18 protein-coding genes are annotated in these 20,834 nt (G+C 56.7%); 7 read left to right on the top strand and 11 right to left on the bottom strand.

The window, feature by feature from the left end; genetic code table 11:
- Window positions 1–88 precede the first annotated feature (88 nt).
- The 3 genes from EYC82_RS10910 to moaA are packed head-to-tail and all read right to left on the bottom strand — an operon-like array spanning window position 89 to window position 3,536.
- The gene (locus EYC82_RS10910; protein ID WP_279249563.1) at window positions 89–1,507 is read right to left on the bottom strand and encodes a VWA domain-containing protein; all 1,419 of its coding nucleotides are present in this window, start codon (window positions 1,505–1,507) and stop codon (window positions 89–91) included.
- Between the two features lie 12 nt (window positions 1,508–1,519).
- On the bottom strand, window positions 1,520–2,473 hold the full coding sequence (locus tag EYC82_RS10905; protein ID WP_279249562.1) for an AAA family ATPase: 954 nt from the start codon (window positions 2,471–2,473) through the stop codon (window positions 1,520–1,522).
- A gap of 52 nt (window positions 2,474–2,525) precedes the next feature.
- Window positions 2,526–3,536, bottom strand: coding sequence for a GTP 3',8-cyclase MoaA (moaA, locus tag EYC82_RS10900; protein ID WP_279249561.1), 1,011 nt, complete (start codon window positions 3,534–3,536; stop codon window positions 2,526–2,528).
- A 69-nt stretch (window positions 3,537–3,605) separates the two neighbouring features.
- Between moaA and EYC82_RS10895 the strand changes: the two genes are divergently transcribed.
- A complete protein-coding gene (locus EYC82_RS10895; protein ID WP_279249560.1) occupies window positions 3,606–5,018 on the top strand; it encodes an SLC13 family permease in 1,413 nt (470 codons plus the stop codon).
- A gap of 23 nt (window positions 5,019–5,041) precedes the next feature.
- Here the strand turns inward: EYC82_RS10895 and EYC82_RS10890 are convergent, their stop codons facing one another.
- Window positions 5,042–5,524, bottom strand: a complete 483-nt coding sequence (locus tag EYC82_RS10890) for a peroxiredoxin (RefSeq protein ID WP_279249559.1) — start codon at window positions 5,522–5,524, stop codon at window positions 5,042–5,044.
- Window positions 5,525–5,575: 51 nt separating this feature from the next.
- Between EYC82_RS10890 and EYC82_RS10885 the strand changes: the two genes are divergently transcribed.
- A complete protein-coding gene (locus EYC82_RS10885) occupies window positions 5,576–6,217 on the top strand; it encodes a class I SAM-dependent methyltransferase (RefSeq protein ID WP_279249558.1) in 642 nt (213 codons plus the stop codon).
- A 69-nt stretch (window positions 6,218–6,286) separates the two neighbouring features.
- Here the strand turns inward: EYC82_RS10885 and EYC82_RS10880 are convergent, their stop codons facing one another.
- The 3 genes from EYC82_RS10880 to EYC82_RS10870 form a co-directional block, all read right to left on the bottom strand.
- Window positions 6,287–6,955 carry a TetR/AcrR family transcriptional regulator gene (locus EYC82_RS10880; protein WP_279249557.1) on the bottom strand — a complete coding sequence of 223 codons (669 nt, stop codon included), beginning with the start codon at window positions 6,953–6,955 and terminating at the stop codon, window positions 6,287–6,289.
- 12 nt (window positions 6,956–6,967) lie between these two features.
- Window positions 6,968–7,498 (bottom strand): phasin family protein, encoded by a 531-nt coding sequence (locus EYC82_RS10875; RefSeq protein WP_279249556.1) that lies wholly within the window; start codon window positions 7,496–7,498, stop codon window positions 6,968–6,970.
- Window positions 7,499–7,790: 292 nt separating this feature from the next.
- Window positions 7,791–8,231: a hypothetical protein gene (locus tag EYC82_RS10870; protein WP_279249555.1), complete on the bottom strand. Its 441-nt coding sequence runs from the start codon at window positions 8,229–8,231 to the stop codon at window positions 7,791–7,793.
- Between the two features lie 258 nt (window positions 8,232–8,489).
- Between EYC82_RS10870 and EYC82_RS10865 the strand changes: the two genes are divergently transcribed.
- Window positions 8,490–9,683: an efflux RND transporter periplasmic adaptor subunit gene (locus EYC82_RS10865; RefSeq protein WP_279249554.1), complete on the top strand. Its 1,194-nt coding sequence runs from the start codon at window positions 8,490–8,492 to the stop codon at window positions 9,681–9,683.
- The gene (locus EYC82_RS10860) at window positions 9,683–12,796 is read left to right on the top strand and encodes an efflux RND transporter permease subunit (protein ID WP_279249553.1); all 3,114 of its coding nucleotides are present in this window, start codon (window positions 9,683–9,685) and stop codon (window positions 12,794–12,796) included. Before EYC82_RS10865 ends, EYC82_RS10860 begins: the two co-directional genes overlap by 1 nt.
- 79 nt (window positions 12,797–12,875) lie before the next feature.
- Here EYC82_RS10860 and EYC82_RS10855 read toward each other — a convergent pair whose 3' ends face one another.
- Both EYC82_RS10855 and hslO read right to left on the bottom strand, forming a co-directional pair.
- On the bottom strand, window positions 12,876–14,435 hold the full coding sequence (locus EYC82_RS10855; RefSeq protein ID WP_279249552.1) for a phosphoenolpyruvate carboxykinase: 1,560 nt from the start codon (window positions 14,433–14,435) through the stop codon (window positions 12,876–12,878).
- Window positions 14,436–14,585: 150 nt separating this feature from the next.
- Window positions 14,586–15,464 carry an Hsp33 family molecular chaperone HslO gene (gene hslO, locus EYC82_RS10850; protein ID WP_279249551.1) on the bottom strand — a complete coding sequence of 293 codons (879 nt, stop codon included), beginning with the start codon at window positions 15,462–15,464 and terminating at the stop codon, window positions 14,586–14,588.
- A gap of 508 nt (window positions 15,465–15,972) precedes the next feature.
- Here hslO and EYC82_RS10845 point away from each other — a divergent pair.
- The 3 genes from EYC82_RS10845 (at window position 15,973) to EYC82_RS10835 (ending at window position 18,647) form a co-directional block, all read left to right on the top strand.
- Window positions 15,973–16,182 carry a hypothetical protein gene (locus tag EYC82_RS10845; protein WP_279249550.1) on the top strand — a complete coding sequence of 70 codons (210 nt, stop codon included), beginning with the start codon at window positions 15,973–15,975 and terminating at the stop codon, window positions 16,180–16,182.
- Window positions 16,183–16,312: 130 nt separating this feature from the next.
- Complete coding sequence (locus EYC82_RS10840; protein WP_279249549.1) at window positions 16,313–17,179, top strand: LLM class flavin-dependent oxidoreductase; 867 nt, start codon at window positions 16,313–16,315, stop codon at window positions 17,177–17,179.
- On the top strand, window positions 17,172–18,647 hold the full coding sequence (locus EYC82_RS10835) for a hypothetical protein (protein WP_279249548.1): 1,476 nt from the start codon (window positions 17,172–17,174) through the stop codon (window positions 18,645–18,647). Before EYC82_RS10840 ends, EYC82_RS10835 begins: the two co-directional genes overlap by 8 nt.
- On the opposite strand, the gene EYC82_RS10830 is transcribed toward EYC82_RS10835, so the two are convergent.
- Both EYC82_RS10830 and EYC82_RS10825 read right to left on the bottom strand, forming a co-directional pair.
- Entirely contained in the window at window positions 18,648–19,721 is a 1,074-nt protein-coding gene (locus EYC82_RS10830; RefSeq protein ID WP_279249547.1) for a patatin-like phospholipase family protein, read from the bottom strand.
- A 9-nt stretch (window positions 19,722–19,730) separates the two neighbouring features.
- Complete coding sequence (locus EYC82_RS10825; RefSeq protein WP_279249546.1) at window positions 19,731–20,732, bottom strand: AraC family transcriptional regulator; 1,002 nt, start codon at window positions 20,730–20,732, stop codon at window positions 19,731–19,733.
- Between the last annotated feature and the right edge of the window lie 102 nt (window positions 20,733–20,834).

Genomic DNA, 20,834 nt, shown 5'->3' with positions numbered 1-20,834 from the left:
GTGGGAGACCTATACGCCAGGCATTCGCAGTGTCGACCACAAACGACGCTGCGGTAGCTGCATTCCTTGCAGAGTAAGCCTTACGGGATCAGCGAGTGCTCTTGAGCAGTTGTTCTACAATTCGCTCCAAGTGGACAAGGTTATTGCATTCAGCGCTAAAATGACAGGCGCTTTGGTAGCGCAGCATCTCAGAGTCTCCGGTCCCCCAGGATCTTCTTGATTCCGGATTCAGCCAGATCACACGCTGGGATCGCTGATAGATACTCTGAAGAATATCCAGACGCGGGTCACCGTGATTATTGCGTGCATCCCCCAAAATAATGACCGTGGTATTGCTGCTTATATCCGCCAGTGCAAGATTAGCGAAATCCAACAGGCTGTTGCCGTAGTCAGTAGCGCCACCGTACTTCCAGTTAACCAGCTCGACCGCTTTCTCAACGGGATAGTCATCGAAATATTGGCTAACTTCTCCAAGGTGACTGGAAAAAGCAAAACTGCGCACCCTCGGCAACACATCCTGCAAGCTGTATAAAAACAGCAGCAGGAACTTCGCATAAGCAGCCACCGACCCGCTTACATCGCAGACCGCGAGTACCTGGGGTTTATCTTTTTTAACTTGACGCCAATAGGTATTGAACATGACCCCGTCGTTGGGAATACCCTTGCGCAGGGTCTTTGGCATATCCAATTGCCCGCGTTTCACTTGCTTGCGCTTTCGGGAGTATTGACTCGCTAATTTTTTGGCCATTTTTCGAATTAGATTTTGTACCTTACCTACGTAAACATGTTCAATATTGTTGAGGCGCGTTTTACTGAGAATCTCATCCATGAATTGCTGTGTCTTGCCCTCAGCGTGGAGCAAATATTCGCGCTCAACGTAGTCGCGCACTTGTTCTCGCAGCATGTCGCGGTAGCGCTGGAGTAACGGCAGGATGGGATTGCCTGCCTGTTCCAGTTCGATAATGGCCCTGCGGATCTGCTCCTCTCCCATGGCATCCAGTATGCGCCGCGTGAACTGCCCCTTTTGTGTGAACATCTGTATCTGCTGCAAATCCACTTGCTGTGCAGCCTGGTTCATTGCCAAAGTGAGTTCGTTGCGCTCGTTGTTGAGCAGGTTCTGCATTAACGGGCCCTGCATGAGTGAACGCAAAGCGGGTGAGTCTTCCGCGGCTTGTTCGAGGGCATTTTCTGGTGAGCCGTCGAAATTATCGTCGGACGTTTCGGTGTTCTCGTCGGAAAGCGTTGCATCGGCCTGCTCGCTATCGGCCTGCTCGGGAGCTGTGAAGTCAGCCAGGTTCTGCTTAAAAAATCGCTCGAAACACTGCAAAAAAATGAGTTCTTCCTCCGCGGTTTTGGCCAGTGTCATAGCCAGCCCGTCGCGCAGGAGTTCGCGATCTGCATAACCAAGTGCAGCGGCCACCTCGACTGCATCCAGCGTCTCTGCTGGTGAGACCCTCACCTCATGGCTGCGTAGCATCTGGATAAAACTGACGAGATTCGAGTGCATCGTACCTATCCGTTAGTGACCAGGCTGGCTCGTGTCCTCGCCAACGAGCAGGCTGCGCAGTGCGGAATCAGTTGCTTCGATGTCGTCCTCATACTTGAGCAGTACATTGAGTGTGCTGCGGACTATTTCTTCATCCAGTTCGTCAGCATGGAGCAGCAGGAGACTGCGAGCCCAGTCGATAGTTTCTGAAATAGCCGGCGCCTTCTTCAGGTCGAGTTGGCGCAGGGAGTGCACGAATGCCACCAGCTGGTGGCGCAGTTGTTCCTGCACATTGGGCACGCGGGTCTGGATAATGCGCTCTTCCAATTCGACCGAAGGGAAAGGGATGTAGAGATGCAGGCAGCGTCTTTTGAGCGCATCAGAAATATCCCGCGTGTTGTTGCTCGTGAGGAATACCATAGGAGAGGTGGTCGCTTTCACCGTGCCAATCTCCGGTATCGAAACCTGGTATTCAGAAAGAATTTCCAGCAGCAATGACTCGAACTCGTAGTCGGATTTATCTACTTCGTCGATCAGCAGGATGGCGCCTTTCTCCTGCTGCATTGCCTTTAGCAGGGGGCGTGGTTCCAGAAACTCCTCCGAGTAAAAAATATCGCCGAACAGATGCAGTCTCTCCACAGATTCTGCGAGGCCATCGGCGCCCTTGAGGAGGTCGCCGAGCTTTTCCTTAAGCACTTGGGTATACAAGAGCTGTTTGCCATACTTCCACTCGTACAGTGCCTTGGCCTCGTCCAGCCCTTCGTAGCACTGCAGGCGTATGAGCGGCGTATCCAGCAAAACGGCGATAGTTTTTGCGAGTTCAGTCTTGCCCACTCCGGGCGGGCCTTCTACCAGCACTGGTTTACGCAGCTGGAATGCAAGGAACACGGCCGTTGCGATTTTTCTGCTGCAGACGTAACCGTGGGCTTCGAATCCCTGCTCTATGCGTTCGACTGATTCAAGCTGGGGAAAATCCTGATTGTGCAAAGCGATACCTCAATGACGATTAGATGAAAAGTAACTGCGGCGTGGACGTCGTCTAACCGCCCGTGGCGTTCATAAAGCGAATGATCTGTGGCGGTTCGCTGAGGCTGAAGTGATGCTTTTCCGGCTTGATATGGAGCGACTCAACGATAGTTCTCTTGAGCAGCTGTCTCGAGTAGTCACCTGAACGCAGTACCGCTCGCAAGTCGACGGAGTGTTCATTGCCCAGGCAAAGCAGCAGCCGACCCTCTGCGGTCACCCTGACCCGGTTACAAAGGTGGCAGAAGTTGTGACTGTGGGGTGATATAAAGCCGATGCGGCTCGGGCTACCCCCCGTTTTGTAGTAGCGCGCCGGGCCGCCAGCATCCCGCTGCTCGGGTGCGGCCTCCAGAGTGAGTTGGCGGGTGATGATCTGGCGCAAGGCCTCGCTGCTCAGGAAGCTCAGCGCTCTGTCGTGCTCGTCGATTTTGCCCAGGGGCATTTCCTCGATGAAGGCGATATCAATATCTCGTTGCAGCGCGAAGTTTACAAGGTCCAGTACTTCGTCCTCGTTGCGTCCCTTCAGAATCACCGCATTCAGCCTGATACGGCTAAAACCCGCATCGATAGCCGAATCGATGCCCGCAATAACCTGGTCGAGATTGCCGTGCCGCGTCAGTTGCCGAAACTTTCGTGGTTCGAGGCTGTCCAGGCTGACATTGATTCTGCTTACGCCCATTGAAAAAAGGGGCTCTGCCAGGCGGTGCAGTTGTGATCCGTTAGTGGTAAGTGCGAGTTGCTCGAGACCCTTGAGCTTGCCCAAAGGTTCGACCAGCGACAAAATATTATTACGAACCAGAGGTTCGCCGCCGGTCAGGCGTATCTTGCGTACACCGAGTTCGACGAAGGCCCCGGCTACCTCCTGCAGTTCCTCCAGGGTCAATACCTGCTGCTTGGGCGCGAAGGTCATATCTTCCGCCATACAGTAGACACAGCGAAAATCGCACCGGTCAGTAACAGAGAGGCGGAGGTAGTCTACCTGGCGCCCGAATCGATCTGTCAATGTTTGAGGTAATTCATCCTTCATGGTCGGAAGTGTAGCCTTTCGCGTTTGACACCTCCAGCGGGCTTTACAGCGATCGGCTGGTGGGACAGGATGCGACTCACACTGATCGCTGGAGTAGTCGACGTGTCGAGGATGAATGACATGGCCCTCTGGATGGGGCCGCTGGTGGGGGCGGGTGCAGCGACGGCCTGCCTTGGAGCAGGCTATGGCGGTGACGCGGCAACGGTAGCGTTCGTCGCTGTGGTCTGCGTCATCTGGTGGGTGTTTGAGCCGGTGCCGATCCCGGTCACCTCGCTGTTACCTCTGTCCATATTCCCCCTGTTTGGCGTGCTGACCCCCGCTGAGGTGGCGCAGGCCTATGGCTCCCCGCTGATTCTGTTGTTGTTGGGGGGGTTTCTGCTGTCCAAAGCGATGGAGCACTCCGGGGCTCATCGGCGGATTGCGCTGGGAATGGTCAACCTGTTTGGTGCGTCCAGCGGACGGCGTCTCGTTATGGGTTTCATGGCTGCTGCAGCTGTGCTGAGTATGTGGATATCCAATACTGCCACCTCATTGATGCTTCTTCCGGTAGCGCTGGCTCTGCTCGACGGCGCCGAAAATCGCGCGAAACTCGCGCCGCCACTGTTGCTGGGGATAGCCTATGCAGCCAGTATCGGTGGCCTGGGAACGCCTATCGGTACGCCCCCCAATTTGATTTTTATGCAAGTTTACAAGGAAACAACCGGCCAATCGATCAGCTTCACCCAGTGGATGCGTTGGGCCTTGCCTGTGGTGGTGGTGCTGGTGCCCGCCATGGCCCTGGTGCTCACGCGTAACCTACAGGGGTCGCTGGCCTTGAAGCTGCCCAAAGTGGGGCCGTGGCAGCCGCAGGAGCGACGGGTCATGATAATTTTTGGGCTTACAGCACTGGCCTGGGTCACCCGTGGAGAGCCGTTTGGCGGCTGGCAAGCGTGGTTGAACTTACCCTCGGCCAACGATGCCTCTGTCGCCCTGTTAGCTGTGATCCTGCTGTTTTTAGTGCCCGATGGCCGAGGGAACCGCCTGCTGACCTGGGAGCGGGCGACCACCATACCCTGGGGCGTATTGCTGTTATTTTCCGGAGGTATCTGCCTGGCCAAGGGGTTTGTCAGTTCCGGGATCAGTGATGTGATGGGTCAGGGGCTGGCGGCTATGATCAGTATGCCCGTTTATCTGCTGATGGTGACGATTTGTATTGCGGTGACGCTGATGACTGAAACTACTTCGAACACAGCCAGCACTGCGCTTCTCATGCCGATTCTTGCGGCCGCTGCTCTGGCCGCTAACGTGCCGCCGGAACTCATTATGGTGCCGGCCGCCATGAGTGCCAGTTGTGCGTTTATGCTGCCGGTGGCGACTGGGCCTAATACTGTGGTGTTCAGTAGTGGCGCTGTATCGACTGCGCAAATGGCGCGGGAGGGCGCATTGATCAACTTGATGGGGGCGGTGGTGATAAGCAGTGTGTGTTACATCTTGCTGACCTGACAACTCGCCCCCGCTTCCGCCGTTTACGACAGTAAGGTCATCATGGTTTCGGCGGAACTCGCGTCGACACCCGGACCATCCTCTACGTTCAGGTGGCTCACAGTACCGTCCTCGACAATCATGGCGAAGCGTTGGCTGCGGGTTCCCATGCCGAAACCGCTACCGTCCAGTTCCAAGCCCAGCGCAGCAGTGAAGTCAGCGTTGCCATCGGCCAGCATCAGGATTTCGCTGGCGTTCTGATCGTTGCCCCATGCACCCATGACGAAGGCATCATTCACCGACATGCAGGCGATAGTGTCGACGCCCTGAGCCTTGATTTTGTCAGCGTTTACCACGTAGCCGGGCAGGTGTGTCAGACTACAGCCAGGAGTAAAGGCACCAGGCACTGCAAACAGCAGCACTTTCTTGCCCGAAAAAATATCCTGGGTCGCAATATCCAAGGGACCTTTGTCGCCCATGGTCTTGAGTGTGCAATCGGGTATCTTGTCGCCAGCTTTTATGGCCATGCTGCGCTCCTTAACTTTGGCTTAACGTAAAGTGAGAAGGGATAATAGCAGATGTCAGGTGAAAAACACTGCCCACTCTGTGAATGCCACGATGTCGCTCGCTACCATGAGGATGCGCGACGCGATTATTTACGTTGTTGCAATTGTGCGCTCGTTTTTGTTCCCCCTGCGTTTTACCTGGACAGGAGGGCTGAGCAAGCAGAGTACGATCTGCACCAAAATTCCATAAATGATGCGGGATACCGGCAGTTTCTCTCACGGCTGGCTACCCCGCTGCTACAGCGCTTGCCAGATGCGGCAAGAGGATTGGATTTTGGCTGTGGCAATGCGCCTGCACTCGCCGATATGCTGCGCCAAGCGGGCTGCCACGTGGCGCTCTATGACACGTTTTATGCACCGGAGGAAAGTGTGCTCGACGCTCGCTATGATTTCATTTGCGCAACAGAGGTGGTGGAGCACTTGCATCAGCCCGGTCGAGAGCTGCAGCGCTTGTGGTCGATGCTGGAGCCAGAGGGTTGGATGGGAGTGATGACGAAGCTTGTGAAAAGTCACGATGCGTTTGTCAGCTGGCACTACAAGAGAGACCCGACACACGTGTGTTTTTTTAGTGAGGACACTTGGGTTTGGTGGGCGCAGGAGTTCGGTGTGCGCCTGGAAAGACTGGGTGCCGATGTAATTATGTTGCAGCGCTGACAGTCGGTCTGTGCGGAACTCATACTCAATGGGACTGACACCAATTCTTGTTGCGTTGCTCCCTTCTTCTTATGAGTCGACGCTTTCTCCATCTGCCAGCATATTGAGGAAGATGTTCTCGCAGTCGTGATAGAAGCGCAGCTCATCATCACCGAGATAGGGTGCGATCATCGTCAGTAGCTGCAGGACTCCCTGATGGATGGTGACTTGTGGCGCGCGAGTGTCGTTGAGCAGTGCATCGTAGTTCAGCCAGAAGGTCAGATTGAGTGTCATGTTATCAGCCAGTCCGAGTAGCTGCTGGTCTTTGGCATTGATGACTTCCTGATCGAGGAGTGTGTGGCAAATAGCGTACAGTGCAGCACGCTTCAGTTGTATAAGGCGCTTGAATCGCCGGCGGATATCCGGGTAGCGTTCCAGTATGTTATCCAGGTTGTGATAGAGGAAGCGGTACTGATACATCTCCTCCAAAACAACATAAAGATAATACCAGTTGTCTTCTACGCTGCCTGCTTTGGTGCTAAGAGGGGATTGGATGGGTGCGCTCAAGGTATCGCTCAATGCCCTTTCATATTGCTGGAACAGCTCGGAGATGAGTTGGTCTTTGCCTTTGAAGTGATAGTAGAGGTTGCCTGGACTGATATCCATTTCGTTGGCTATATCGATTGTGGTGGTGTTGGCCTCGCCCTCCTCATTGAACAGAGCAAGGCTGGTATGAAGGATTCTGTCCCGTGTTTTCACAGAGTTGGCGTATCAGGATTTACTGGATTTCGCTGACTTCTTGGCCCGCACTCTGCTGCGGCTAGCGGGCGCTTTCTTCGCAGGCGTTTTTTTCTTTGCGGGCGTTTTTTTCGGGGCGGGTGTCATGCGTGTTGATGCCGCTTTTTTCTTTATTGCCTTTTTGCGAACTGTCTTGGTGGCTTTGGTCGCAAGAACACCCTCGTCTGTTAATGCCCGGGTAAGTTGGTTTACTTTACGCGTGAGTTGGTCGACTTTTTTTTGTAGTTGCTCGATTTCTTCCATGCGCACTGGTCGCTGGTTGTGGAAATTATCCCGTACCCGGCCGATACGCTCTTCCACTGATTGCCTGGCAGCTACGGTGCTTTCCCTCGCTTCCTCTTCAAGCGCAGCACCCGCCTTCACCAGGTCGCGGAACATTTTGGGGGGTTCCATTGCTTTTTCTATTCGTCCCTGTGCCTCTTCCACCGCTTTACCATAGGCGCCCACCCCGGCCAGCCAGATATGTTTGGCGATATCGCCTGCCTTATTTTTGTCATCACTCATATGCTTGGCCGTCCCGCCCAATATGTCAGTTGTTCAGGTTATTCTCTTTCACCCATTAAAACAGAAAAGTTTGGTAAAAAAAGCGGGGATCATTATCCGTTGTATGAACATGCGAGAGTTAAGTGACAGGCAGGGGTAAGCAGTCCTGATGCCACGCCATGAGTAGTGCTGCCTCGGCGTAGACTTAATGCCGCATCGGCAGGCGTTAAATCCTGGACAAAAAAAGGGCCACACGAGGTGACCCACAAAAACCCCTGCAGGGCAGGGATGCGTTCTCCTGGATGGATACAGATCAGGCAGCCGATTTCAGGCCGACAGATTCTTTGAGTTCGCCGAATCGGGCGCGTGCCTTGTTCAGTTGCTGCTCAAGCTTCTTGCGGTCGGTCAGGTTGTCGAGCTTTGGGATATCTAGATCGTCCAGCGCAACCTTGGCTTCTTTCTCTACCTTCTTGCCACGCTTGACCAGTTCCTTGTAGGCCTTGTCAGCATTTTTTCGGCGGGTTTCGACACGCTTTTGAAGGCCGTCCAGGCGTTCTTGTACGCGATCGTACGCTTTCCCATAAAAACCGAGGCCTGCCAGGAAGACATCGCGGCCGGTCTCCTGAGCGTTGTCGGCGAAGGTCTTGCTGGCCTTGGTGGGCGCAGCGCGACGAGCAGCTGGCTTGCGCTTGGCCGCGGGCTTGCGCTTCTTGGTGGTCTTGCTGGCGGTGCCAGTGGTTCTTGTCTGAGCCATGATGAATCTCCTTGTCGTGCCTGTGTTGGCAGGTGTTTTCGCTGATTGAGGCGTACAGTACGGTAAAAAATTAGAATAAACATACTAGATGGACGAACTTGGCTGATCCGCGCAAAATGGTGCCTCGCCGCGGCCTGAAGGCGCATTGAAAACGTGAGCGGTCTGCCCGGGGTGGCGCTGCGTACATTAGAAATCGGTTTCTACTCGCTGGTGTAGACTGGCGATGATGGTCAAGGGATAGGGTTAAATGGTGGGCAAATGGCTTTAAAAACGTCGGGTAGGGGGGCTGCAGCGGCACTGGTTATGGTGGTGGGCGCTGGTGTGTCTTACGGATTGCTGGTGGGTAAATCGCAGCCCGAGCCCAGCGTGCCAAAAGATACAGCGTCCCCCATGGTGAGTGTGATGGTGGTTAACCCGAAAGTGCATGCGTTGTCCGTGGAGACACAGGGCACAGTGCGGCCCCTGCGGGAGATTAACCTGGTGAGCCAGGTAGGGGGCAGGGTTGAGCAGGTCTCGCCCCGGTTCGCCGAAGGCGGTTTTTTTGCCGCAGGTGAAGCCCTGGTCAAGGTGGAGGACATCGACTACCAGTTTGTCATCGCCCGAGCGGAGTCTCAGGTAGCAGAGGCGCAACAGCGTGTTGCCGAGGAGAAAGGGCGCGCCTTGCAGGCCGGGAGGGAGTGGCGTGACCTCGGCAGTGAGCAGGGCAATTCATTATTCCTGCGCAAACCTCAGGTGGCCGCCGCGGAAGCACTGTTGAAAGCCTCGGAGGCGGACCTCGAGGCAGCGCGACTCGACCTGTCCCGCACCGCCATATCGGCGCCATTTAACGGGCGCATCTCGGAAAAATATGTCGATATCGGTCAATTTGTCTCTCCCGGTACCGCGATTGCTATGGTGTATGACACCGATGTTGTGCAGGTTCGCCTTCCCTTGACCGACCGTCAGGTTGCGCTACTCGACCTACCCCTGAGTTACGATAACCAGACTGTTGGTGAGATGAGCCAGGCGGCCGTGGTGTTGCGCAGCCGCTTTGCGGGTCAGGACTGGGAGTGGCAGGGGCGTGTTGTGCGCACCGATGCCAGTATCGATGTCGACAGCCGGGTGGTGTACGCAGTGGCGGAGGTAGACAAGCCGTTCGCGCGAACGCAGGGCAGTCAGCGACCGCCGCTGTCACCGGGCATGTTTGTGCACGCAACAATCAGTGGGCGACCGCTGGCGAATGTCACCCAACTGCCGCGCAACGCTCTGCGCTCCGGGGCTTGGGTGATGGTGGTCGATGATCAACAGGTTGCTCGGACGAGAGAGGTGGTGGCTCTGCAAAGTGATACCGAGCACGCTTGGGTACAGGGGCTGTCCAGTGGTGACAGGGTCATGGTCAGTGAGCCGCGGAATATTCTGGCGGGCACCAAGGTCACGGTGAAAATCGCCGAGCTGGCCAGTGGTGCGCTGTGATGCCTGGTCCGATTCGCTGGTTTGTCAACAATCCGATTGCCGCCAACCTGCTAATGGTGTTTTTGCTCATCGGCGGGGCGCTGGCGATTCCCTCATTGGACAAACAGTTCTTCCCCGGGTTTGAGTTGAATACCGTCAGTGTGAGCCTGCCTTACCCCGGTGCTGGGCCCAGCGAAGTGGAGCAGCAGATTTGTATGCGCATTGAAGAGGCGATTCATGACCTCAATGGCGTCGAGGAGATTCGTTCCACTGCAAGGCAGGGTGTGGGAACCGTGCTGGTCGAGGCGGAGGGTGGGTATGACATACAGCGACTCAGCGCTGAGGTGCGGAGTCGGGTGGATGCGATCACCACGTTTCCGGCGGAGGCGGAGCGCCCGGTAGTGACCGAATTGGCGCATCGTCACCAGATGGCGGTCGTAACGTTGGCAGGGGATCTCAGCGAGCGTGAACTGAAAGAGCTCGGTGAGCAGCTGCGCGATGACCTGTCGTCCCGTCCACATATTTCTGTAGTGGAATTAAAGCAGCCTCGCCCCTACGAGTTATCGGTTGAGGTATCGGAATTCACCCTGCGTCGTTACGGACTCACCTTTGCGCAGGTGGTGGACGCGATCAGGAATTCGTCCCTGAACCTGCCGGCGGGCGTCATTAAGGCCAATGACGGCGACATACAGTTGCAGACACGTGGCCAGGCCTACAATCGCCAGGATTTCGAGAATATTCCGTTGTTGAGTACTCGGGAAGGCACGCAATTAGTGCTGGGTGATGTAGCAGAGATAAGAGATGGTTTTGAAGATGTGGATGTGCGCAAGCGCTTCAACGACAAGCCCTCCTACGACCTGTATATTTATGTGACATCAGATCCCAATACCCTCGCTACCAGTGAAATGACCCGCAGTTGGATCGAGGAGACGACCCCGCAGCTTCCCCCGGGTGTTGAGCTGGTGCTTTGGCAGGATACAGCTGAATTGTTCAAAGGGCGCGCCGATACCTTGGTCAAAAATGGGATTGGCGGTCTGGCACTTGTGTTTCTTTTGCTCATGCTTTTCCTGCGGCCGCTGTTGGCAATGTGGGTCTGCGTTGGTATTGCGGTCGCATTCATGGGCACCTTCTTTGCACTGCCCTACACCGGTGTCAGCCTGAATATGATTTCGCTGCTGGCCTTCCTGCTGATTCTCGGGATTGTAGTGGACGATGCGATCATTGTCGGCGAGTCGGTTTATGCTCATCAAAGTGCGGGTGAGCCCGGTCAGGAGGGCGCGATCCTCGGGACCCGGTCTGTATTGAAACCGGTGATGTATGCAGTGATATCGACGATGATTTTTGTGGCGCCCATGATGATATTACCGGGCAACATGGCGAGCGCGGGTGTGCCTATACCGGTAGTGATGATATTGGCGCTGACATTTTCACTGGTCGAGTGCATGTGGATATTGCCCGCACACCTGGCCCACATGCGGCCCCTGCGCCCCAGCCGTTTCGCCCTGCTGCGGCGACTGGAGGCCATACGGCTGAAATTCGCAGACGGGATGGTGCGGTTCGCGCGCACCCGGTATCGCCCTTTTCTGCAGCGTTGCCTCGAGGCGAACCTGCTGGTGGTTGCCGTTTTTCTCGTGGCTTTGATGATAAGCATCGCCCTATGGGGCGGTGGCTGGATGAAAAAGGGTTTCTTCCCGGCGATCACCTCGGATTTCACCTTTGCCGAACTCACGCTCCAGGAGGGCGGGGCGTTCCGGGAGACGTTGCGCGTTCTGGAGGTCGTTGAAGCAGCGGCCGAGCAGGTCAAGTCAGAGTTTAACGGTGATCCTCGCTGGCCTGGCGAGGAAGTGATCGGTCATATTGCTGCGCGCGGCAGCGCGAATGAGGTGGAGGTGGCGATTTATGTCCCCTCGGATGCCGTAGACGTGAAAGAAGTCACCGATCGGTGGCGCGAGTTAATTGGCGACCCGGGTGCTGTGGAAGACTTCCACATGGACTACACCATTAACCAGCGCGGCAAGCCGATCACACTGGTGATGGCTTCACCCTCTCTGGAAGACTTGCGCGAGGTCTCTGATTACTTGCACGAGGTGTTGGAGTCGCATACCGGCGTTTACAATATCAATGACTCAACACAGTCACCCCGCGACGAGATAGAGTTGGGCATGAAGCCCGCCGCGGAGAATCTTTCGATCACGCTGTCAGACTTGGCGAGGCAGGTACGACAGGCATTCTATGGCGCTGAAGCCCAACGGATTCCCCGTACCAAGGAGGATGTAAAGGTCATGGTGCGCTATCCGGAGAAAGAGCGCGTCTCCGTGGATAATCTCAGCGAGATGCGGGTGCGAACGCCGTCGGGCGAGGAGGTGCCCTTTGATACCGTGGCGGAGGTCAGTTACCAGCCGGGCTATCTGACCATTGATCGCAGGAACCGCAAGCGTACGCTCCGGTTGACGGCAGATATCACCCCCGGTACGTCAGATCCTCGTGTTGTCGTGAACGATATTGTGGCCAACCATTTGCCTGTCCTGCAGGAGCGCTTCCCGGGCTTGAGTATGGATCTGGATGGCGAACTGCAGGAAGAGTCGGAGTTCCTGTCTGCCCTACTCACCTACATGGGGTTGTCCATGCTCATTGTGTATGCCTTGATGGCCATCCCTTTCCGCTCGTATTTCCAGCCTTTTCTGGTGCTGACGGCCGTGCCGTTCGGCATCATGGGGGCAATATTTGGACACGCTATTTTTAACTGGCAGGTCAGTATGTTTTCCCTGCTGGGGGTTATCGCCGCTGCGGGTGTAGTGGTAAACGACAACCTGGTGCTGATCGACCGGATTAACCAGCTGCGCGACAAGGGGTTCGAGTTGGCTGAAGCGCTGTTGCAGGGGGGGCAGGACCGCTTCCGCCCCATTGTTCTCACGTCTTTGACAACCTTCGTCGGTCTTATGCCCATCATGTCTGAAACCAGCGTGCAGGCCCAGTTCCTGATTCCCATGGTGATCTCCCTCGCCTTCGGTGTGCTGTTTGCGACCGGGGTTACCTTGCTACTCGTGCCGTGCCTCTACCTGTTGGGTGAGCAGGTGTCGCGGCGCATCGTGCATGGCAAGGCGTCTTTATCGGAGGAGCCCGACAGCGCCTAGAGATGGCCGCTGGGCCCCGGCTGTATTGCGTGGGCAAAAAAAAGCCCGCCTGACGCGGGCTCGTGTCGCGTCATTACGATCAGACGGATTTTGGGCCGGCCGCGACGATGTCGTCAGAAACCTCAAACTTGGTGATGTTCTGCTCAAAAAGGGCAGCGAGTTTGCGAGCCTGCTCGTCGTAGGCTTCGGCTGAGCCCCACCCTGATCGTGGATCTACGTACTGGGCGTCCACCCCGGGAATCGCTTGCGGGAAGTTCAGGTTGAGCACCTCCAGATGCTCGGTATCGGCGTTCAATAGCTCGCCACTCTGGCAGGCATTGACCACGGCACGGGTCACGGGGATGGGGAAGCGTGAGCCGCCCCCCCCTGGAGCGCCGGAGCCACCTGTCCAACCGGTGTTCACGAGGTAGACCTGACTGTCAAAATCCTCGATGCGCTTCATCAATAGTTCTGCATAGTCACCCGCCGGGCGCGGCATAAACGGCGCTCCGAAGCAGGTGGAGAAAGTCGGATGTATGCCGGCCTCCGCGCCCAGTTCTGTAGAGCCAACGCGCGCAGTGTAGCCGCTGAGGAAGTGGAATGCGGCGGCTTCCTTGGACAGTATGGACACCGGAGGCAGAACACCTGAGACATCACAAGTCAGGAATATGACGCATTTAGGCTCGCCACCGGAGTTACTTTCGGTGCGCTTTTCCACGTGCTCCAGTGGATAGCAGCAACGGCCGTTCTCGGTAAGGCTGGTGTCACAGTAGTCAGCGTGGCGGGCCTCGTCGACGACCACATTCTCGATGATCGCGCCGAAGCGGATGGCGTCCCAGATAACCGGCTCATTTTTCTGGCTCAGATCAATCGTTTTGGCATAGCAGCCGCCCTCGAGATTGAATACGGAGCCCTTGGCCCAACCGTGCTCGTCGTCACCGATCAGGTAGCGAGACTGGTCGGCAGAGAGGGTCGTTTTACCCGTGCCGGAGAGGCCGAAGAAAAGAGTGGTGTCGCCGGCTTCACCCACGTTGGCACTGCAGTGCATGGGCATAACATCCTTCTCCGGCAGCAGGAAGTTCTGCACGGAGAACATGGCTTTCTTCATTTCGCCCGCGTAGCGCATCCCTGCAAGCAGAACCTTGCGCTGTGCGAAATTGATAATAACTACGCCATCTGAATTAGTGGCGTCCCTGTCCGGGTCGCACTCGAAGCTGGCAACATTGAGAATATTCCACTCCGGCTTGCGGGCGCTATTGTAGGTTTCAGGGCGGATAAACATGTTGCGACCGAACAACCCCTGCCAGGCGGTCTCGGTGGTTACCTTGACCGGCAAGTAATGGTCGATGTGTTCCCCGACGTGAAGATGAGATACGAAACGGTCTCGTGCGCCAAGATAAGATTCCACCCTGTCCCAGATGGCGTCGAACGTGTCGGCGTCGAAGGGTCTGTTCACGCCGCCCCAGTCGATGCTGTCTTCGGTGCTGGGCTCCTTGACCACAAAGCGGTCGGCGGGAGAGCGCCCGGTGCGTTGGCCGGTGGTCACCAGCAGCGCGCCGGTATCGGATAACACGCCTTCGCCACGGTTTAGAGATTCTTCGATCAGTTTCGAGGGCGCCTGATCGACGTATTCCTGGGTGGACTGAATATCTGCGGTCATGGATTTTCCTGTGATAATAGTGCGCCAGCCCGCGGGGCCTTTTGCGCGACGACGTGCCTGAGTCTCAAGGGGGCGTAATTATGTCAGAATCGCCCCGCCAAGAAAAATATATCGGGCATAAAACCGGCGAATACCCCGCGCCCTACCCCCTCAATGCAATGTTTTGGCCTCATCTACCCCCAAAACCTCAGCCAGATCCGTGCGCTCGAAGTGATATTGGGTATTGCAGAATTCGCAATCCATCGTGATGCGGCCCATCTCCTGCAACATCTCATTGAGTTCCGCTGGATGCAGGGTCGAGAGGGCACCGTGGGTGCGTTTGCGGCTGCAGGAGCACTGGAATCGCACCTCGTCTGCATCGAATAGACGCACCGGCTCCTCCGGATAGAGGAGCCCGAGCAGTGTGGCTGAGTCCAATGTCAGTATCTCCTCATCCCGCAGGGTGTCGGTAAGTGTCAAGACATGCTCCCATTGATCCAGTCGTTGGCCGGGTTCGGGGACGAGCTGAGCCGGTAATTGCTGCAGGAGCATGCCGCCGGCCCGTTCCCCGTCCGCAGCGAGCCAGATGCGACTTCCCAGTTGTTCTGACTGGCGAAAATAGGCGTCGAGATTGTGCGCCACTGAGCCTTCTTGTAGCGCCACAATTCCCTGATAACGCTGTCCTTTCAGCGGTTCGACGGTAATGGCCAGTTGCCCGTTACTGAGCAGTTCCTCGTTGCTGTTGGCGGTGGCCTGCTCCGAGCCGCGGGCGATGCCGCGGACATGCAGCTGGTGGTTGCTCTCGGCCATCAGCAGGGGCAGTTGTCCGTCAGAGCGAGCCTGCAAGGTCAGGCGCCCCTCGAATTTAAGGTTGTTGCTCAACAGCACAGCTGCGGCGAGAAACTCCCCCATTAGCCGGGCAACGCCCGGCGCGTACTGGTGGATGGCGAGTGTGTCCCAGTAGGCTTTATCCAGCAGCACTTTTTCGCCGCGGATATCGGCTTCCTCGAAGAGGAATCGCTGGGAATAGTCGCGAAGGATGTCTGTCATGGCTGTTACCGTCAAAAATACAGGTGATTAGGGTGGGCGGGAGGTGCCTCAAGCGGCAAGCCGCGCCAGTCGCCGCTTGCGGCACACAGAGGCTGCATCGCAAATTATGCCTGCCCGTGCAAGGGCGACACGAGCGCCCTGATGCTGGCCCCCCCGTTTGTTAACAGGCTGAACAAACCATCGGAACGTGTGTTTGAGGAAGTCTGCCTAATTATGTGCTTGCGGGGCCTACAGCCGCTGCAAGGTAGTCGTTTCCCCTGTCAGGATCGAGTTCACCGGCAGCGCCTGGCCGTGCCCGTGGCGAGCTCACGGGCCAGTTTAGACTAACGGCGCGGCAGTTACAGCGCTTTGTTTTACCGTGATCGTGTCAGCCGGGCGGGGTTGGGGCGGGCGCTGCGGGAGGGGTCCATGAACCGAATTCGGTGGGGTGGCGTATCATCATTTGTGGATTCGTCTGTTGCAGGGTGAATCGCACACAGGTCTAGCTGGATCAACGAGGCAGTGAAAAATGCTGGAAACGCGGCGCTTAACAGACTGGATTTTTCATCGTGAGGAGTTGGCTGCGCGGGTACCGGCTGGCGCGGGTGAAAATTGGCAACCCGACGCTATCCACCGATCCGGGGGCGTCACCCGGCGGTCTCGCAGAGACGGCTTGAAGAGCGAGGGTCGCGTACGAAAAATCCGGCAGCCACCCCATCTCGACCTGTGGTTGCCCTGACGGCGCGATTCCCGCAGTTCATTATTTGAAGCCAGTGGCGGGAAAATTTCGATTTTCAGCGATATCGCGCTAGATTGTCGTTACAGTGCGGTTCGATCCTCAGCGATCTTCCTATCGGAGAACCGTCAACATGAAATTCAGTTACCAAGTCGGGATGTGCGAGCCCAACCACTACCTGCCCCTGGCGATTGCGGCCGAGGAGGCAGGGTTCGATGGAATCACCATACCCGATAGTATTTGTTATCCCGAGGAAGCCAGCTCCAAATATCCCTACAACAAAGACGGTAGTCGCGAGTTTCTGGAAAGTGTTCCCTTTGTCGAAAGCCTGATCGCGGTCACAGCGATGGCGGCAGTGACCAGGGAGATCCGTTTCGCGACCTTTGTCTACAAACTGGCGGTCCGCCAGGCACCCGTGGTGGCAAAACAGGTGCAGGGTATCCAGTCATTGTTCGGTAATCGCTTTGACTTCGGTATCGGTATCAGTCCCTGGGAGGAGGATTTTGCAGTCTGCGACGTGGCCTGGGAGAAACGGGGCAAGCGCCTGGATGAGCAGATAGATATCCTGCGCGGGCTGGAAACTGGGGAGTACTTTGGCTACTCCGGCGAAATACATGAGATGCCCGCTAACAAGATGAATCCGGTGCCGACAAAGCCTACACCGTTATTGATCGGTGGGCACGCGGAGCCGGCATTGAAGCGTGCGGCTCGGGTGGGCGATGGCTGGATGTGCGCAGGGGCTGATCTTGATCAACTGCACGCGTATATTGCCCGCATCAGCCAGTTGCGGGAGGAATACGGTACGCTCGATCGACCTTTCCGCGTATTCACTACGGGCGCGAATGCGTTTTCGAAAGAGGGTATTGCGCAACTCGAAAGCATCGGCGTAACAGATGTCATTATTGGCTTTCGCAATGTCTATGAGTTCGAGGAAGACAAACCACTGGATGAAAAAATTGCCATGCTGAATTGGTATGCAGGCGAGTTTATCCGTGGCTGATTGCGCCCCTAACACGCCGGTGCTGGTGGGTGTCGGTGCTGTGCAACAAAAGCTGGAAGATTATCGTGAGGCCCGGGAGCCGGTGGCACTCATGGAGCAGGCCTTACGTGATGCTGCTGCGGACGCGGGTGCGGATGCGTTGTTGGCGAGAGCCGATGAAATTCTTGTGCCCAACAGTTTGTGGGGGTACCGGGATCCAGCCCGAATTCTCGCGGATCGGCTCGGTGCGCAATCGGCGACAACGTTGTTAGCAGATTTCGGTATCTTGCAGCAGGGCCTGATCAACCGTGCCTGCCAGCGCATTTTGGCAGGAGAAGCTCAGGTCATGCTGGTTGCCGGCGGCGAGGCGCGTTATCGCGAGCAGTGTGCCGCGCGTGCGGGTGATGAAGTGGGCATGGTGCAGGAGGACGATGATGTCGAGCCCGATATTACCCTGCGTCCGGGTGCGGAGTTGATGTCCGAAGTGGAGTCCAACGCTGGCCTTGGCATGCCGGTTGGATATTACGCAATTATGGACAGTGCCCTGCGCTTCAAGCAGGGTTTGAGTGTGGATGAACACCGTGACCGTATGGCAGCCCAGTACGCGCGCTTCAGTGAAATCGCTGCAGCCAATCCCGAGGGTTGGGTAGGTGAGCCGTTTTCTGCAGAGTTTATTCGGGCGCACTCCCCGAAAAATCGAATGCTTGCGTTTCCTTACACGAAGCTGCACAACAGTCAGTGGACAGTGGACCAGGCGGCGGGTTTAATCCTGTGCTCCGCAGCGGTGGCCGACGAACTGGGTATAGCGCGGAGTCAGTGGGTGTTCCCTGTGGTGTCGACAGAGTCCAACTTCATGTCGGTCATTGCCACGCGTGGCGACCTGGGAGGCAGTGAGGGTTTTCGGATCGCGGGCAGAAAAGCCATGCAGCTGGCGGGTGTGGATTTTAATGATGTGCGTCTGCGAGAACTTTATTCCTGTTTCCCGTTTGCCGTGCGTGTGCAGCGTGAGGAGATGAGCCTGCATGACAGGGGCGACGACAGTGTGACCGGCGGTATGACCTTCGGTGGTGGCCCGCTCAATAATTTCGTCTTCCAGGCCACCGCAAAAATCGCGCAGTTGCTGCGCGATAACCCGGGCGAGACAGGCCTCGTGACGACCGTCAGCGGGTTGCTTACGAAGCAAGCCTGTGCGCTGTGGTCGATGCAGCCCCCGATAGCCGGTTGGGCCTTCGCGGATGTCACTGACGAGGTGCATGCGGTGACACCCCTGCGGGAACTGGTGTCGGACTTCGAGGGGAGCGCAACTGTCGCGGGCTACACTGTGCTTTATCAGGGGATGGAGCCGTGGCGCGCTGTTGCGGTGTTTGATCTTCCCGACGGCCGGCGCACGGTGTGCTTCAGTGAGGACGCATCAATCATCACGGACATGATGTCTCGGGAGTGCTGTGGTAGCAGTTATCGCTTGTCCAAGGGACAGCTCTTTGCCTGATTATTTGAATACCACGGCCCCCGCAAGAGGATCGTTTCCAGAAATCAGCTCCGCGAATTCCTGGGCCAGTTGTTCACCGCGTGCAATGCATTCCTTCCAGTAGGCCAGGCGTTCCGGAAAGCCGAAGTTTTTGAAGTCCGAGCGGTCGGGAATTTTGCCGTGCGGAAGGGCGTCGATAAATGCGGCGCTTGGACACAGCAATACCAGTTGCTCGTAGCGGTGATTCGCCGCCTGGCGCCAAGGCAGAAACTTGTCAAACCAGCCCGGAAAGAGTTGCTCGCTAAAGTGCGGGTAAAGCACCAGCCCATCTGTATCAAGTTGCTCCGGATTGAAATGGTAGTCGATGATGCCTCCATCCCAGTACTGCCCGGCCGGCCCCCCGGGAATATCGCGTTCACCATTCAGTACGAATGGAATAGACCCGCTGGCATGAATCGCTCGGCGCAGGTTCTGCTCCTCTAGGCGTACACATCGCGTATCGAAATCCTGTAATCGCATTTGTGCAGCGGGCGCCGCGCCTGTGTGAAACATCACGCGCTGGAAATGCAGTTTGAGCAAGCGACGGCTGACGGCATTACTCAGTGCCGCGCTGCCCATGGCTGTGGCCAGCAGTGTATGGGACGATGACCCGGCAGCTCCGCGTCCCCGTGCGGTGACAATGTGGGTTTGAACACGGGGGTGCTGCAGCAGGTGCTCTGCTCCATCCCTGCCCAAGGTATGTTCCAGAATACCCAGGCTGACCTTGCTGACTTCTCGCGTATCCGGTTTCGCACTGTAGCGTTGATCGAGGTACGCTTCTTCCATTCGTTCAATGGCGGCGACCGGGTCGGGCATGGCCAGGCAAGTGTGTCGCCATGCGCCAATAGAAGAGCCGAGGGTGCTGAGGGAGCCGGTGCCGCCCTGCAGGAAATCGCCGAACAGGACCCGGTCCAGCTGGCTCAGAATCAGCCACTTGGCGCCGCCAGACGCGCCCAATAGCAGGTTGAACAGGTCAGGCGACCAGCCCCGCTCATCGATTAGCGCTGCCGCTTTGCGACCCAGATAAATCCGCAGGGCCTTGTCGACTGAAGCCATTAGTGCCGCTCAGCCCTGGCGCACTTCACGGGGCGCCTTGCCGGTCCACTTGCGGTACGCCCTGCGGAAGTTGGAGGAATCACTAAACCCTACCAGGTAAGCGACATTGGCCAATGGGAGTCGCGTATTTTGCAGGTAGTGCGTCGCATGCTCTGCGCGAACCTGATCCAGCAGTTTCTGGAATGATTGCTCCTCCTCATCCAACCGGCGACGGTAAGTGCGTGGACTGACATTCAGCATACCCGCTATTTGCGGCATTTGCGGATACTGACCCTCCAGCTTGCGCAATAGCCGAAGAGTCTGCTCCGCGACGGAATCTTCCCCCTCCAGATCTGCCAGCAGGCGCGCGCACTCCGCCTCATAGAGTTGGCGTAGCGGAGGATTTGACAAGGGTAGCGGAGTATCCAGCCAGTCTCGATGGAACAGGATCCGCCCCTGCAGCGCGTCGAAGTGTATGTCATCGCCGAGGACTTCGTGATAACGCGCAGAGTGCGCAGGTGCCGGGTAGGGCAGTTCCATCCGAACTGCCAGTTCTGGATCATTGAGCATGCCCCGCAGTGTATTGATAAAGGCGCCGTAGAGTAGTTCAAAACCAAATGTGAAGTCTGACTCGGTCTCGCCCGGGGTGGTGAGAATGCTGAGTATGCATGTGTCTCCCTCCTCACTAAATTCCATTTCGAGATTGGAGGCCAGTAGGTGATAGTACTTGAGCAATAGCCCCATGACTTGTCCGAGGTCGCGGCAAGTCATGAAGGCCTGCCCCAGCACTGCGTGCGCGCTCAGGTGCAATCGCAGGCCCAGTTTGAGCCCCAGGGTCGGGTCGCCGGTGAGCGTGCGTGCGTTGGTGACCAAGGTCCAGAAGTCCTGGTCATCAACTCTGGCGCCCATGCTGTCGATGCCGGCCAGTGCGAGGGATGTGCCAGCCAGGAGGTTGTCACGGGAGCAGCCTTCTCCCTCAAGCATGTCGATCAGGATGAGCGCGTACTGGGCCGGTGTGCTGGTATTGGACATGGCCCTATTTGGCCACAAATGACTGTAAGTTGACAAGACTTTACCCTGCCCGTTTGAGTCTGCATCGCGCATAGTGGGTCAATAGACCACTTAACGGAGTGA

This window comes from Candidatus Marimicrobium litorale (assembly GCF_026262645.1).
GTDB lineage: Bacteria > Pseudomonadota > Gammaproteobacteria > Pseudomonadales > Halieaceae > Marimicrobium > Marimicrobium litorale.
The sequence above is the reverse complement of the archived record's forward strand: the minus strand, read 5'-3'. Positions and strand labels throughout refer to the sequence as shown.